This window comes from Pontibacillus salipaludis, assembly GCF_014642405.1.
Taxonomy (GTDB): Bacteria; Bacillota; Bacilli; order Bacillales; family BH030062; genus Pontibacillus; species Pontibacillus salipaludis.
The window spans coordinates 1-15,235 of record NZ_BMIN01000013.1; the positions used below are offsets into that span (position 1 = coordinate 1).

Below are 15,235 nucleotides of genomic sequence, written 5' to 3' on the forward strand. Positions count from 1 at the left end.
GAAATTTGCCTCCGGCTTCCTTCAGATTCCGGGTCACCCCGGACACCCTTGCCCTTGGCTAACGGCTACAACGACCTTCACCGTTCGGGACTCTAACCCTAAAGCTTGCGCCCATGTCGGGCACACAACAAAAAGCATCCTTCATTTGAAGGATGCTTTTAAATGTAGTACTTTTATTTCTTAGAAAATCCCCACAGAAACGTTGGAACGGCACCTAATCCTGTGATAAAGATCCAATCTCGTAATGGCACATCCATGGTATGGAATATTGGATGAAGAGGATCATAGTAAATGACTACTAACATTAATAGGAGTGAAGATAAGACAGCACCTATTAAATAAAGGTTTGAAAAAGGATTTCTGGCAAATACAGATCGCTCACTCCGACAATCAAATACGTGGATGAGCTGTGCAACTACTAACGTACTAAAGGCAATGGTCTGGGCATATAACAATCTTTCAGGATCCCCTTGGTATGCCATAATAAAGGCTATAAGAGTAACGATCCCAATCATAAACCCTCTTGAGATAATTTTAAATCCTAACCCTCTGGCGAATATTCCCTCTTTTGGACTTCTAGGGGATCGCTTCATTACGTCTCCCTCTGAACGATCAAGCCCGAGTGCCATGGCTGGTAATCCATCCGTCACAAGGTTCACCCACAGAATTTGGACCGGTACTAAAGGTAAAGGTAAAGCAAGTAGCATTGCAAAAAGCATGACCAATATCTCACCAACATTGGAGGCTAATAAATACCGAATGAATTTCCGTATATTCTCGTAGATATTTCGTCCTTCTTGTATAGCTGACCGGATTGTAGCAAAGTTATCATCAAGAAGGACTAGTGAGGACGCCTCTTTTGCGACATCTGTTCCACTTTGTCCCATTGAAATCCCTATGTCACTTGCCTTAATGGCAGGTGCATCATTAACGCCATCCCCTGTCATAGCTACTACGTGCCCTTGCTTTTGAAAAGCCTGTACAATTCGCAATTTATGTTGAGGGGTAACACGGGCAAAGACGTACGTTTCATCTATTATTGCCTCTAATTGATCGTCATTCATTGCCGAAAGTTTTGAACCTTCTACAACCTGTCCATTTTCTGGCATTAACTCTAAGTCCCTTGCAATGGCTCTAGCAGTCTTCGCGTGATCACCTGTAATCATGACAGTCTTGATCCCCGCTTGATGACACTCTTCAATTGCTCGCTTCACTTCTTTTCTCGGAGGATCAATAATACCTGTAACACCTATAAAAGTTAAATCCTTTTCCAATTCGAAATCGTTGTAAGATTGCCCTTTTTTAAGTGGCTTATAACAAATTGCAATGGTACGTAATGCTTGATCAGCCATATTACCAATCTTTGATTCCACTACCTGGGCATCCTTTTGCATTAATGGTCGTTGGCCCTCAGATGAGTAGACCGATGTACTCCTTGGTAACAAAACATCTGGTGCACCTTTAACAATAATCAAGCGTTCTCCACTTCTATGTTCTACAACTACAGACATGCGCTTACGATCTGAGTCAAAAGGGATTTCATACGTTATTTCCCATTCGGCCAAGCTTTCTTCTGTAACCCCGGCTTTCCACCCTGCAACTCGTAAAGCGCCCTCAGTTGGATCCCCATCTACAACATAACGATCTTCCTTGTTCACAACTCGAGCATGATTGCATAAAGATCCATAAAGAAGCATGCGACTTATTGCCGGAATGTCTCCTAGTTTTACTTCCTGATTTCTTCCATCAAAGAATGCTCCATATGGGTCATAGCCTTCTCCCGTTACGTAGAAGTGTTCATCGATTGTACTTACTTGCTTCACAGTCATTTGGTTTTCTGTCATTGTTCCGGTCTTGTCAGAACAGATTACAGAAGCACAGCCTAATGTCTCAACAGCCGATAGCTTCCTTACTATAGCCTTTTTCTTAATCATACGCTGAACACCAAGCGACAAAGCCACTGTTACAATTGCTGGTAACCCTTCTGGGATCGCCGCTACCGCCAAAGATACACCAGCTAAAAACATTTCATACAAAGGATGACCACGATAAACACCTGCAATGACTACAAATGCAGTTAATAGAAGAGCAGTCACAATTAAAATCTTTCCTAATTCAGCTAGCTTTCTTTCAAGGGGAGTAGGCATACGACTTGTTTGGACAAGTAAAGATGCAATTTGCCCCATGGCTGTCTTCATCCCCGTTCCTACAACCACTCCAACCCCACTCCCCCTTGTAACAAGGGTACCTGAGAAAACCATGTTAACTTGATCACCTAATTCAACGTTTCCTTCTTTCAATTCTTTCGTCTGTTTTAAGACAGGAAGTGATTCTCCTGTTAAAGAAGATTCTTCTACTTCAAGTCCTGATACAGTGAGTAGGCGAAGATCAGCGCTAACTCGGTCCCCGCTTGTAACCTTTACAATATCTCCTACTACGAGTTCACGTGAATGCACCTTTTCCCAGATCCCAGACCTCAAAACTTCTGCTTGAGGAGCTGACAACTCCTTAAGCTTTGCTAGTGATTTCTCAGCCTTTTGTTCCTGGAAAAACCCAAGAACAGCATTCAAAAATACAATTGCCATTATGGCAATTGCGTCCACGTACTCTCCAAGCAAACCAGAAATAAGCGTTGCAGCCAAAAGAACAATTACCATAAAATCTTGAAATTGGCGGAAGAATAATAACAGTAGGCTAACTGACTTTCCTTCTTCTAGCTCATTATAGCCTAGTTTCTTTAGACGCTCCTCTGCTTGCTTAGAAGAAAGGCCCAAATCCATATTTACATCTAGTTTACGTGCTAGATTCTCTAAATTATATTGATACCAATTCACGTAACATTCCTCCTGAACCTGAGAGTCTATAGTATATCTATTCAGACTCGTCCAAAAAAATGCTATAATCGGTATATTGTGAGGTGATTACCATGTCTTTTGATGGCGTTGTCACCCGGGCAGTCACACACGAATTAATGGATTCGTTAACTCCCGGACGAATTATGAAGATCTATCAACCAACGCAAACCGAACTTATTGTCACTGTTCGAAGCCAAGGGAAGAATCACAATGTCTTGCTCTCAGCACACCCTTCCTACGCTCGAATGCACGTGACAAAAGATACGTATCAAAATCCAAAAGAACCGCCAATGTTTTGTATGCTACTCCGCAAGCACTTAGTCGGTGGATTTATTGAATCCATCGAGCAGCTTGAAATGGAGCGCGTTATCCAAATAAAAGTCCGTGGAAAAGACGAAATTGGTGATGAAAGAACTAAAACCCTAGTGATGGAAATCATGGGTAAGCATAGTAATATTATTTTAGTTGATCAGGAGCGAGACATGATCTTAGATAGTATAAAACACGTGTCTCCCTCTCAAAGCAGTTACCGAACAGTACTGCCGGGTCATTCATACCGAAGGCCCCCTGATCAAGGAAAAACGAATCCCATCACATTAAATCCTGAAGATTTTGTCAAGAAACTAGACTTTAATTCAGGTCGTATGGACAAACAAATCATGAGCATTCTCATGGGCTTTTCACCTATGATTGCTACTGAGATCAGCTATCGTGCTCGCTTAGGCTCTGCTACCACCTATCAAGAGACGTTCAGCCGTGTCCAGTCTCAACTCATTCATCATGACTACACGCCTCAGTTACTAAGAGGAAAGAAAGAACATTTCTATGTTCTTCCACTTGAATCAATGGAGGCTGAAAAAGAGACGTATAACACAGTGAGCGAACTTCTTGATGCTTACTATAGTGGTAAAGCAGAACGAGACCGCGTCAAACAGCAAGCGGGTGATTTAGCTCGCTTCATGAAAAACGAACGAGAAAAGAACATCCGTAAAATTAAGAAACACGAAGAAACCCTTCAAAAAGCTGAACAAGCTGATGAATATCAGCGACAAGGCGAATTACTAACTGCTCATATGCATCTTGTTAAACAAGGGGATAAAACAGTTACGGTTGTCGATTATTACGATCCGGACCAGGGCGAACGTACCATTGAATTAAACCCTAATAAGACACCAAGCGAAAATGCGCAGAGCTACTTCGCAACGTATTCTAAGATGAAAAAGTCGAAAGAGATTGTCCAGAAAGAGATTCAAAAAGCAGAAGAAGAGATCGCTTATTTCGATCAACTGATCCAACAAATTGAATCAGCTCGCGAAGAAGACGTCGAAGAGATTCGAGAAGAATTACGAGAAGAAGGCTATATGAAGGCAAAACCACAGCAGAAGAAGAAAAAGAAACCTCAAGCACCTAAGCCTGAAACGTATGTATCAACGGATGGTACGACAATTCTGGTCGGGAAGAACAATAAGCAAAATGAATATGTAACAACACGTATGGCAAATCGAAATGATTATTGGTTACACACTAAAGACATTCCTGGCTCACACGTAGTCATCCGTAGTGAAGAACCAAGTGAAGAAACCCTGCAAGAAGCAGCTTTACTTGCCGCTTATTTCAGTAAATCAAAAGCATCTTCATCGGTCCCAGTCGACTATACGTTAATTCGTCATGTGAAAAAACCAAACGGCGCAAAACCTGGTTTTGTAACTTACGACAACCAGAAAACGCTATTTGTAACCCCTGAAGAAGCTGCCATTCGCGACCTTAAAAACAACGTACCAAAAGATTAAAAAAACTCGATCTTGCCCTAGCAAGATCGAGTTTTTGTTTTGGATCTATTAAAGTATAATGTTTTTATCTTTTATCAGGTTTGTTATAGATTAGAGCAGAATTCTTGAAGACTCGAAACTGAGACACCCTAGTGTGTGGGACCGTTACGTTTATTGAGTGCTAGGGGTGTCTGGGGAACGACTCGCTTTCCGCAGGCGGCCCCACACGACGTGGGGTCGTTCGACGTTGTCACAGGACGTGACGGTTTTAGTCGAACTTCTCCTTTCTGTTTAGAGCCTCCTCGCTCACTACGCTCGCTCCGGGGTCTCGTCGACCTCTTTCTCCTGCAGGAGTCTCCCCGTTCCCCAGACACCCCTTGCTATATTTTATCAAACGGACCCGCTGCTTGATCGTTATGGTGTACACTTGAATCTGCATATGGCCTGTTTCCGTTCCTCTAAATATGGAAAGGTGGGCCTGGAAACTGCGAGACTCCCGTGGGCAGAAGAGCCTAGGTGAGACCCCGGAGACCGGCTTTGCCGGTTGAGGAGACTCACCAGCTCCCCACAGGAAAGCGAGTGGTTTCCAGGCCCACCTTACACTGAACTAAAGCTAACGGAAACATTCTCTCAGCTTCGAGTGTTCAGCTAAGTTGGCCTTACTAAAGCCCTTTTAGCTACTATATATTAAAATAACCAGAAGATCGCCACAAATAGTACGATGGCACCCAGGTAAGTGAAACTAGCATAGAGCCACTCTATTTTTTGATCTCTCCCAATTAATGAGGCATTAAGCACTCCAAATAAGGTGAGAGATATAATAAGACTAAGAAAGGCTTTTAAATTTATAATAGGAGCGGCCATTGATACGAATATCCAAAAATAAAGATATAAGTAGCATGTGAATACTCCAAGCACTGCGTTCCCTATCATTACTGTGGCTTGTTTTTTAAAAGACATGAACTCACGACCTTCATACGTTTGTACATTTGCCATGATTGTACAACGGAAGGTTCTTGCTAGCAATGCCATTAGGCTTGGTAATTATATGAAAAGGCTTCTGGATCTTGATTCCATTCTTTTAAGCGATCGTAATTCTCTGTTGTGACTTTCTTTTGTTCTTTCATAACCTCTAACAGTGTAGGGAATGTTGTTAGTGATTGAAACTGTAAAGAAGCTTCCTTAAAGGCTTCTTCTGCTTTTTTTAGTTCATATGAAAATAGCGCCAGCACTCCGTGGACTTCAACACCCGCTTCTTGTAAGGCTTTTGCAGAAGCGATTGAACTTTTCCCGGTAGATATAAGGTCTTCTATTACAACAGACTTTTGTCCGGACTTCACTTTACCTTCGATTTGATTCTCTTTCCCATGACCTTTTGCTTTATCACGTACATAGACCATTGGGAGTCCAAGTATTTCTGCTACCCATGCAGCGTGAGGTATACCTGCTGTAGCGCAACCTGCTATTACTTCGACTTCGGGATAATTCACTCGGATTCGTTCTGCTAAAGATTGAGCAATCTCTCTTCTTAACGAGACATCACTCATTACAAGCCTATTATCACAATAGACCGGAGATAGAATACCAGATGTCCACTTAAAAGGTTGATCCGCGCTAAATTGTAGTGCCTCTATTTCAAATAATCGCTTTGCAATTTGTTTATCGGTTAACATACGACCACTCCTTTTCGAATAATTGATACATCTTTTGTGGTTCGACTGCTTTAGTAACTCCTCTGCCGACAACGATAGAATCCACACCAAGTTCTCTCGCTCGACTTGGTGTCACCACACGTTTTTGTTCATGATAGCTATTATTTTCTAATCGAATGCCTGGACAAAGGAGATGGAAAGAATCGGGCAATTCTTGGCGTATTGCTCTCACTTCATGTGCAGAACAGACTACACCATCTGCTCCAGCATCATAAGACATTTGAGCGTAACGGACCACAGACTCTTCCAAGTTCATGGAGATCCCCAATTCTTCTTGTAACATTCGTTCTGTTGTAGAAGTCAATTGAGTGACTGCTAAAAGCAACGGGGGATTTATCCCATCACCCGTTCCTTCTAGTAGACCATCTTTGGCTGCTCGAATCATTTCGCTCCCCCCTGCTGCATGGACATTTACAACGTCCACGTTCAACGAAGCGAGGTTTCTCATAGCCGATCTAACCGTGTTCGGTATATCATGAAGCTTTAAATCAAGGAAAACCGGATGCCCTTGTTCTTTTAAAAACTTCACGATTTCAGCACCTTCTTTATAGTACAACTCCATGCCTATCTTTACCGGTATACCTTCAAGTTCGTGCTCACGGATAAAACGAACTGCATCACTTCCAGATGGAAAATCAAGTGCCAGATAAAGAGGTTTCTTCATGTCTAAAGCTCCTTCCAATGCACGCATGAATAGAATCATAGCCGTAGCTCTCAAGAAGATCAGGGAGTTGTTCGATTAATTCAGGACAAATCATAGGATTTTGGAAATTAGCCGTCCCTACTGCGACTGCACTTGCTCCTGCTAATAAAAATTCCAGTACATCCTCTACACACGTAACCCCGCCCATACCGATTACAGGAATGGAAACCGCCTGACTCACTTGATAGACCATGCGAATGGCTACAGGTTTAATAGAAGGACCTGATAAACCACCTGTCCCATTTGCAAGTATAGGACGCCCTGTCGCTAGATCTAACTTCATCCCGACAAGAGTGTTAATCATAGATAAACCATCTGCGCCAGCCTCTTCTACTGCCTTTGCCATCTCTACGATATCGCCTGTATTCGGGGACAGTTTTACGTAAACCGGAACTTCACTAACGCTCTTCACAGCTCTTGTTAAAGAAGCCGCTAGCGTAGGATCTGTTCCAAATTGAATCCCGCCTTCTTTCACATTTGGACAAGAGATATTCAGTTCAAGAGCATTTACCCTATGATGGGCACCAAGTGCTCTAGCAACTTCCACATATTCCTCTTCCGTACTTCCAGCTACATTGGCAAGTACCGGAGTGTCATATTGTTCGAGAAACTTGAGTTCCTCTTCTATAATGCGTTTGACACCAGGGTTTTGAAGTCCAATTGCGTTTAGCATTCCTCCTGATGTTTCAGCAACACGAGGAGTTGGATTCCCATACCTCCCCTCACCAGTAGCTGCCTTAATAGTAATGGCACCAAGCTCATTTAAATCATAAAATTCACTAAATTCTCGTCCAAACCCAAAACAGCCAGATGCAGGCAATATTGGGTTTTTTAACTCTAAGCCAGGCAAAGACACACGTAAGTCCATTACAACACCACCTCTCCAGCACGGAATACAGGACCATCTTGACAGATTTTCCTATATCCTTTCGAATCTTCAGGGTCAGTTGTTTCACACACGCAAGCAAAACACGCGCCAACTCCACACCCCATTCGTTCTTCAAGGGAGATAAAACCAGGAATCGTAAATGTCTCAGAGACTCCTTTGAGCATAGGCTTAGGCCCGCATGAGAAGTACTGTGTTACATCCTGATCAAGCTCACCGATTAAGTCCGTTACGCGTCCTTTATAGCCGTGACTCCCATCATCAGTAGTAATCAACGTTTCCCCCAACTGACGGAATGCATCTTCATAAAAGACCCCATCTCGCCCTTGAAAACCGAGGATAGAAGTGACGGTGTTCCCTTGTTGAACAAGCTTTCGGCCCAGATAGTATAATGGAGGTACACCTACACCACCTCCGATCAGAACAATATGCTCATTACGAATTTCCTCTATTGGAAAACCTCTTCCACGAGGGCCAATAACATCAACCGTTTCGCCTATTTTCCTTTCCGAAAGCCATTTTGTACCTTTGCCAACGATTTTATAAATAACCGTGACGATGTGATGATCCACATTCGCAATAGACAATGGCCTCCTTAAAACATGAGAAGTTCCATCCCCAACCTTAATATGAAGAAACTGACCTGGTTGCTTCATCAAGTTGACGAAGCGACCAGTAAGTTTCATTTCGAATGTGTTATCAGCAATCATTTTATTTTGGAGTATGTGCATATCATCTTTCTTTAGCATAGGACATTCACCTTTTGCTGCGACGTCTTTGGCATGGACTGTGCTGTAAAGGTCATTGATTCAATAACTCTTAGTATTGCTGATGCAGTATCCAGAGATGTCATACAAGGAAGGCCATGCTCTACCGCTTCACGACGAATACGGAATCCATCTTTTCGCGGTTGCTTGCCTGTTGTTAGCGTGTTTATAACCATGTGAACCTGCCCTTTTTGGACTACATCCAGGACCGTTTGTTCCTCTGAGCCAATTTTCGCGACTTTTGTCACAGGAAGCCCTTCTTCCTCAAGCGTTGATCCAGTACCTTCAGTGGCATATAGTTCAAACCCGAGCTGATGGAAGCGAGTTGCAAGTTCTAAAAGCTCTTCTTTATCTTTGTCTGCTACTGTCATTAAGACAGCTCCATTACGAGGGACTTCAATTCCTGATGCTGTTAACCCTTTATATAGTGCTTTCTCAAGGGTCACGTCCCGTCCAAGCACTTCACCGGTTGATTTCATTTCAGGTCCAAGGTATGTGTCTACACTTCGAAGCTTCTCGAACGAGAAGACTGGTACTTTCACAAACACTTCATTTGGTTCAGGTAAAACCCCATCGGAATAGCCAAGCTCTTTTAAACGAGCTCCTACGATGAGTTCTGTGGCTAGCTTTGCCATTGTTACGCCGGTAATTTTACTTAAGAAAGGTACTGTACGACTTGCTCTTGGGTTTACTTCGAGTACATATACTTCGTCGTTATGAAGTACAAGCTGAATATTGATCAAGCCCACAATACCGAGTTCTCGTGCAATTCTTGTGGTATATTCTACACATTTTTGTTTAATTTCTTCGCTTATACGTTGTGTTGGATAGACTGCAATGGAGTCGCCAGAGTGAACACCTGCTCGCTCAATATGTTCCATCACGCCTGGTATAACGACAGTTTCTCCATCACTGATGGCGTCAACTTCAATCTCAATCCCAGTCATATACGTATCAATTAAGACAGGGTGATCTTTGTGTACTTTTACAGCTTCTTCAATATAGCGTTCTAATTCGGACTGGTCGTACACGATTTCCATTGCACGCCCCCCAAGGACGTACGATGGGCGCACAACTAGTGGGAATCCAAGCGTTTCAGATGCCTGCATCGCTTCCTCCGCTGTTGTGGCACAAATTCCCTTTGGTTGTGGAATACCAAGTTTAGAAAGGGTATATTCAAATTTATCTCGATCCTCTGAGCGATCAATCGCTTCTAAGGAGGTTCCTAGAATATTGACACCCCTTCTAGCTAATCCGTCTGCTAGATTTATAGCCGTCTGCCCTCCAAACTGAACGATTACACCCATTGGTTTTTCTAATTCGACTACATGCATGACATCTTCTAGTGTTAGCGGTTCAAAGTAAAGCTTGTCGGAAATACTGAAATCTGTCGAAACGGTCTCAGGATTGTTATTCATGATAATAGCTTCATATCCTGCTTCTTTTAGTGCCAGTACTGAATGAACAGTTGCGTAGTCAAATTCAACTCCCTGCCCAATCCGAATCGGTCCAGATCCCAGGACAAGGATCTTCTCTCGGTCTGATCGAACGGATTCATTTTCTGTTTCATATGAGCTGTAGAAATATGGTGTGGTGGATTCAAATTCAGCTGCACATGTATCTACCATCTTATATACTGGTACAATGCTTTCATTCGTGCGGTACGTATATACTTCATCTTCATTTACATTCCATAAGCGTGCCAACGCAGTGTCTGAAAAGCCTTTTTCTTTGGCAATTTTAAGAAGATCTTTGTCCCATGGACTATCTTCTAATTGCTTCTCTAGCTGAATAATTCCTTCAAACTTCTCCACAAAGAACGGATCGATTTTGGTGTGGTGAACGATCTCTTCAGTGGTCATTCCTCGGCGTAAAGCTTCTCCGATGATAAACAGTCGCTCATCGTCCGCTTTTATAAGACGTTCTATCATTTCTTCTTGAGGTAGATTTGTAATCTCTTTTAAGTACAACTCTTCAGTTCCAATTTCTAGCGAGCGCACCGCTTTAAGCATAGATTCTTCAAAGTTACGTCCAATAGCCATTACTTCTCCTGTTGCTTTCATTTGCGTACCGAGAATACGGTGTCCTTTTATAAATTTATCAAACGGCCATCGTGGGATTTTAGATACCACATAGTCTAATGCTGGTTCAAATAGGGCATAAGACGTTTCTGTCACTGGGTTCTTAATTTCATCAAGAGTAAGTCCAACGGCAATTTTAGCAGCAATTTTGGCGATTGGATAACCTGTCGCTTTTGAAGCAAGAGCTGATGAACGACTTACCCTTGGATTGACCTCTATGATGTAATAGTCAAAGCTGTTTGGATCTAGCGCTAGCTGAACGTTACAGCCCCCTTCGATCTCTAAGGCTCTAATAATTTTCAACGAAACATTCCGAAGCATTTGGTACTCCCGGTCACTGAGCGTCTGACTCGGAGCTACTACGATTGAATCACCTGTATGAATTCCGACCGCATCAACGTTTTCCATGTTACACACCACAATGGCGTGGTCGTTATGGTCACGCATCACTTCATATTCTATTTCTTTAAAGCCTGCTATATTTTTTTCGATCAAGCACTGGTTGACAGGTGATAGCTGAAGGCCAGAATGAGCAATGGTTTCAAGGTCTTGCCTTGAGTAACACATGCCTCCACCTGCACCTCCCATAGTGTATGCGGGGCGTACAATAACCGGATAACCGATTTCTTCTGCAAAATGGAGTGCATCATCAACCGTACTTACAATAGTGCTCTCTGGTACGGGCTCATTTAACTCATACATTAAGGAACGGAATTTCTCACGATCTTCGGCTTTCTGGATGGCTTCAAGCGATGTTCCTAGTAACTCAACATTAAAATCTCTTAGAATGCCAGCCTCTTCAAGCTGAACAGCCATGTTCAAGCCAGTTTGGCCCCCTAGCGTTGGCAGAAGGGCGTCTGGCTTTTCTTTACGAATGATTTTCGCCAGGAATTCTACGGTCAAAGGCTCCATATATACTTCATCCGCTATCGTTTCATCTGTCATAATGGTAGCAGGATTTGAGTTTGCAAGAATGACTTCATAGCCTTCCTCTCTTAACGATTGGCATGCCTGCGTACCTGAATAATCGAACTCTGCTGCTTGACCTATTATGATTGGACCTGATCCAATCACTAGTATTTTGTTTATATCTGTACGCTTTGGCATACAACTCGCTCCCTTCTCTTTTCACGTTTTACAATAGATAGGAATTCATCAAATAATCCGTTTGAATCTTCTGGCCCCGGTGCACTCTCTGGATGGTATTGTACAGAAAAGGCTGCATATTTGGGATGGTAAAGCCCTTCAACACTCCCATCGTTTAAAGCGTATTGACTAATTTGTAAATCTGTAGCCTTAACCGAAGCTTCTTCTACAGCATATCCGTGATTTTGACTTGTCATATAGACTCGACCGGTTGCTATATCTTTTACCGGATGGTTCGAACCTCGATGACCAAACTTCATCTTAACCGTATCTGCCCCGCACGCTAGAGCAAAGAGTTGATGTCCTAGGCATATTCCAAACAAAGGAAGTTTCCCTATCAATCCCTGAACCATCTCTACAGCTTCTGGTACATCTTTTGGATCTCCTGGTCCATTTGAAAGCATGACACCGTCTGGCTTTAGTTTTAAAATCTCTTCTGCAGTAGTGCTGTATGGAACAACCGTTACGTGACAGTTACGTTTTGTGAATTCTCTTAAGATCCCATGTTTCATACCGTAATCAACTAATACTATACGCTCTCCCCGACCTGGCACCACATATGGCTTAATGGTTGAAACACGTTGCACCTGATCTGTAGGAAAATCCTCATTTCTCAGTCTTGCTAATACGTCGTCAGGGGATTGGTCGATCGAAGCAAAAGCCCCTTTCATTGTCCCAAACTGACGGATCTTTTTTGTTAACATTCGAGTGTCAATACCACTGATTGCCGGAATGTCCCTACCACGTAAGTAAGCATCTAATGTATCTTCAGAGCGAAAATTGCTCGGATGAGAGCATGCTTCTTTTACAACAAGTCCACTTACGAAGGGGTTAATGGTTTCGAAATCTTCTCTATTAATTCCGTAGTTTCCTATTAAGGGATACGTTAATGTGACGATTTGCCCGCAATAAGATGGATCAGAAAGGATTTCCTGGTAACCTGTCATCCCCGTATTAAACACCACCTCACCGCTTGTAAGGTTATCACTTCCAAGAGCTTCTCCAATAAACACTGTTCCGTCTTCAAGAATGAGTTGTCGTTTCATGTGCTTCTACCCCTTTCCAAATCACTTCTCCATCTACCATTGTTAGAACAGGCATGCCTGTTATGTTCCAGCCATTAAAAGGTGTATTCTTACCTTTTGAAACAAAATCTTGGGTGTTTATCTTCGCTGTTGTCTCAAGGTCTAACAGAACCAAATCAGCAGGTGCACCCTCAAAAAGTGTGCCGTACGGCAACCCAAACACCGTTGCTGGCTTATAGCTCATCCAGTCTACAAGTTGTTGCAAAGTCCAGCGTCCTTTTTTGACAAAATGGGTATATAATAGTGAGAATGCCGTCTCAAGACCTACGATACCGAAGGGAGCACTTAAGAACCCGCCTTCTTTTTCTTCTTGTGTATGAGGAGCATGATCGGTTGCGATGAAATCAATCGTCCCATCCTCTAACCCCTCAATAAGTGCAAGTTGATCTTCTTGTGCTCGAAGTGGGGGATTCATCTTATACATGGCATTATCCCCTGGAATATCATCTTCGGTTAACAAAAGGTGATGGGGGGTAACTTCAGCTGTCACAGGAATACCTGCCCTTTTGGCGTCCCGAATCACACGTACCGACTCCTTCGTGCTTACGTGACACACATGATAGTGACACCCTGTAGCTTCTGCGAGTAACACATCACGAGCAATTTGAACCGATTCACAGATTGATGGGATACCTGGAAGGCCGAGCTCTTTATTTCTCTCTCCCTGATGCATGACACCGTCTTGAATGAGAGAATTATCTTCACAATGAGCAACCACAGCCATATTCAAGGAAGCGGCTAGCTTCATTGCTTCAAGCATCATTCCAGCAGACTGAACACCTACACCATCATCAGTAAAGGCAAATGCTCCTTGCTCCTTTAAAACCAACATGTCCGTTAACTCTTGTCCAAGCTGCCTTGTTGTAATTGATGCGTAAGGTAAGACTCGGACACTTGCTTTCGTTCTAATCTTCTCTTGAAGTGCTTTTAAATTTTCTTCACTATCTGGTACAGGTCTGGTGTTTGGCATCGCACAAACTGTCGTGAATCCTCCACGAGCAGCTGCATTTGTACCAGTCTCTATCGTTTCTTTCGCTTCCGCTCCTGGTTCCCTAAGATGGATGTGGACGTCTACAAATCCAGGAACTACCACGCGCCCCTCTCCATCAATGATTCTGTCCACTGCCGGTTCTTCTGAAGTAAACCCTTTAATGGTCTTACCTTCAACGATTAGGTTGGTCCATTCATTATTGTGTAAGTTGTGCACATTTTTTAGTAGTGTACGCATCTTTTTTACCCCCTTCTTGTAATGCCGCTTGTAGCATAGCCATTCGCACATAAACCCCATTTTCCATTTGAGTGAAAATGCGTGAACGTTCTCCTTCAACTAATTCACTCTCTATTTCTACACCCCTGTTCACTGGTGCTGGATGCAAGATGATACTGTGTGATTTCATTTTCTGTTCCCGATCTAATGTTAGTCCGTATTGTTGTAAGTATTGTGACTGACTTCCTTTTTGATCGTGCCGCTCGTTTTGAATTCTTAATAGCATAAGAGCATCAGCATGTTGCACCGCCTCATCTATTTCTAAATAAGGGAAATCAAGTGTATTGTCTTTCCATTCTTTTGGACCCGATAAGCTTACCTTTGCCCCTAAACGACTAAGTGAATAAGCGTTTGACCGCGCTACACGACTATGTTTGATGTCTCCTGAGATAACTACATGCACATCTTTAAACGTTCCAAACTCTTCATAGATGGTGTAAAGGTCCAATAAACACTGCGAAGGGTGCTCCCCTTTTCCATCCCCACCGTTTAAGATCGGGATGGATACTCCTTTAACGAGCTCTTGATAAAACTCTTCTTTAGGATGACGGATAACCACTGCAGAAGCACCTAGAGATTCGGCTGTTCTAACAGTGTCGTAAAGGGTTTCCCCCTTCTGCACACTCGAACTTTCTGGTGAAAAATCAAGAACATCTAATCCTAGTCGCTTCTCTGCCACTTCAAAGCTCATCTTTGTTCTTGTACTAGGTTCAAAGAATAAGTTTGCTACGAAAGTTGGTTTAATTCGAAAAGTCTGAACCTTCCCATCTTTCATTGCTTTCGCTTGTTTTAGCAAGCTATAAATCTCTTCGTTTGTGAAATCATTCATTGTGAGAATGTGTTTCATGCTACTCTCCCCTTTCTTATTTTTAGAAAAGGCATAAAAAAACCAGCATCCTGTGATAAGGATGCTGGTTAGACTGGGTCCGTGATTTTCATAAAAAAGCGCACGAAACACAGATCG

11 protein-coding genes are annotated in these 15,235 nt (G+C 42.8%); 1 reads left to right on the forward strand and 10 read right to left on the reverse strand.

Annotated features, from left to right (window positions below; all coding sequences use genetic code 11):
- Positions 1-173: 173 nt before the first annotated feature.
- Complete coding sequence (locus IEW76_RS13785; protein ID WP_188654786.1) at positions 174-2,834, reverse strand: calcium-translocating P-type ATPase, SERCA-type; 2,661 nt, start codon at positions 2,832-2,834, stop codon at positions 174-176.
- Between the two features lie 92 nt (positions 2,835-2,926).
- Here IEW76_RS13785 and IEW76_RS13790 point away from each other — a divergent pair, with 92 nt between their 5' ends.
- Entirely contained in the window at positions 2,927-4,645 is a 1,719-nt protein-coding gene (locus tag IEW76_RS13790) for an Rqc2 family fibronectin-binding protein (protein ID WP_188654788.1), read from the forward strand.
- Between the two features lie 666 nt (positions 4,646-5,311).
- On the opposite strand, the gene IEW76_RS13795 is transcribed toward IEW76_RS13790, so the two are convergent.
- The 9 genes from IEW76_RS13795 to IEW76_RS13835 all read right to left on the reverse strand — a co-directional run bounded on the left by IEW76_RS13795 (position 5,312) and on the right by IEW76_RS13835 (position 15,118).
- Entirely contained in the window at positions 5,312-5,584 is a 273-nt protein-coding gene (locus IEW76_RS13795; RefSeq protein ID WP_188654790.1) for a hypothetical protein, read from the reverse strand.
- A gap of 71 nt (positions 5,585-5,655) precedes the next feature.
- A complete protein-coding gene (gene pyrE, locus IEW76_RS13800) occupies positions 5,656-6,297 on the reverse strand; it encodes an orotate phosphoribosyltransferase (protein ID WP_188654792.1) in 642 nt (213 codons plus the stop codon).
- The gene (pyrF, locus tag IEW76_RS13805) at positions 6,284-7,000 is read right to left on the reverse strand and encodes an orotidine-5'-phosphate decarboxylase (protein ID WP_188654793.1); all 717 of its coding nucleotides are present in this window, start codon (positions 6,998-7,000) and stop codon (positions 6,284-6,286) included. Before pyrF ends, pyrE begins: the two co-directional genes overlap by 14 nt.
- Positions 6,972-7,907, reverse strand: a complete 936-nt coding sequence (locus IEW76_RS13810) for a dihydroorotate dehydrogenase (RefSeq protein ID WP_188654794.1) — start codon at positions 7,905-7,907, stop codon at positions 6,972-6,974. Before IEW76_RS13810 ends, pyrF begins: the two co-directional genes overlap by 29 nt.
- On the reverse strand, positions 7,907-8,674 hold the full coding sequence (locus tag IEW76_RS13815) for a dihydroorotate dehydrogenase electron transfer subunit (RefSeq protein WP_188654795.1): 768 nt from the start codon (positions 8,672-8,674) through the stop codon (positions 7,907-7,909). The genes IEW76_RS13810 and IEW76_RS13815 overlap by 1 nt, the downstream gene beginning before the upstream one ends.
- Positions 8,668-11,880 carry a carbamoyl-phosphate synthase large subunit gene (gene carB, locus IEW76_RS13820; RefSeq protein ID WP_188654796.1) on the reverse strand — a complete coding sequence of 1,071 codons (3,213 nt, stop codon included), beginning with the start codon at positions 11,878-11,880 and terminating at the stop codon, positions 8,668-8,670. Before carB ends, IEW76_RS13815 begins: the two co-directional genes overlap by 7 nt.
- Positions 11,859-12,965: a carbamoyl phosphate synthase small subunit gene (locus tag IEW76_RS13825; RefSeq protein WP_188654797.1), complete on the reverse strand. Its 1,107-nt coding sequence runs from the start codon at positions 12,963-12,965 to the stop codon at positions 11,859-11,861. The genes carB and IEW76_RS13825 overlap by 22 nt, the downstream gene beginning before the upstream one ends.
- Positions 12,943-14,232 carry a dihydroorotase gene (pyrC, locus tag IEW76_RS13830; RefSeq protein WP_188654799.1) on the reverse strand — a complete coding sequence of 430 codons (1,290 nt, stop codon included), beginning with the start codon at positions 14,230-14,232 and terminating at the stop codon, positions 12,943-12,945. Before pyrC ends, IEW76_RS13825 begins: the two co-directional genes overlap by 23 nt.
- Positions 14,192-15,118 (reverse strand): aspartate carbamoyltransferase catalytic subunit, encoded by a 927-nt coding sequence (locus IEW76_RS13835; RefSeq protein WP_188654801.1) that lies wholly within the window; start codon positions 15,116-15,118, stop codon positions 14,192-14,194. The genes pyrC and IEW76_RS13835 overlap by 41 nt, the downstream gene beginning before the upstream one ends.
- Between the last annotated feature and the right edge of the window lie 117 nt (positions 15,119-15,235).

Coding starts and splice junctions, on each gene's coding strand:
- carB (WP_188654796.1), bottom strand. CDS start 11,880: ATGCCAAAGCGTACAGATATAAACAAAATACTAGTGATTGGATCAGGT.
- pyrC (WP_188654799.1), bottom strand. CDS start 14,232: ATGCGTACACTACTAAAAAATGTGCACAACTTACACAATAATGAATGG.
- IEW76_RS13835 (WP_188654801.1), bottom strand. CDS start 15,118: ATGAAACACATTCTCACAATGAATGATTTCACAAACGAAGAGATTTAT.
- IEW76_RS13795 (WP_188654790.1), bottom strand. CDS start 5,584: ATGTCTTTTAAAAAACAAGCCACAGTAATGATAGGGAACGCAGTGCTT.
- IEW76_RS13815 (WP_188654795.1), bottom strand. CDS start 8,674: ATGCTAAAGAAAGATGATATGCACATACTCCAAAATAAAATGATTGCT.
- pyrE (WP_188654792.1), bottom strand. CDS start 6,297: ATGTTAACCGATAAACAAATTGCAAAGCGATTATTTGAAATAGAGGCA.
- IEW76_RS13825 (WP_188654797.1), bottom strand. CDS start 12,965: ATGAAACGACAACTCATTCTTGAAGACGGAACAGTGTTTATTGGAGAA.
- pyrF (WP_188654793.1), bottom strand. CDS start 7,000: ATGAAGAAACCTCTTTATCTGGCACTTGATTTTCCATCTGGAAGTGAT.
- IEW76_RS13810 (WP_188654794.1), bottom strand. CDS start 7,907: ATGGACTTACGTGTGTCTTTGCCTGGCTTAGAGTTAAAAAACCCAATA.
- IEW76_RS13790 (WP_188654788.1), top strand. CDS start 2,927: ATGTCTTTTGATGGCGTTGTCACCCGGGCAGTCACACACGAATTAATG.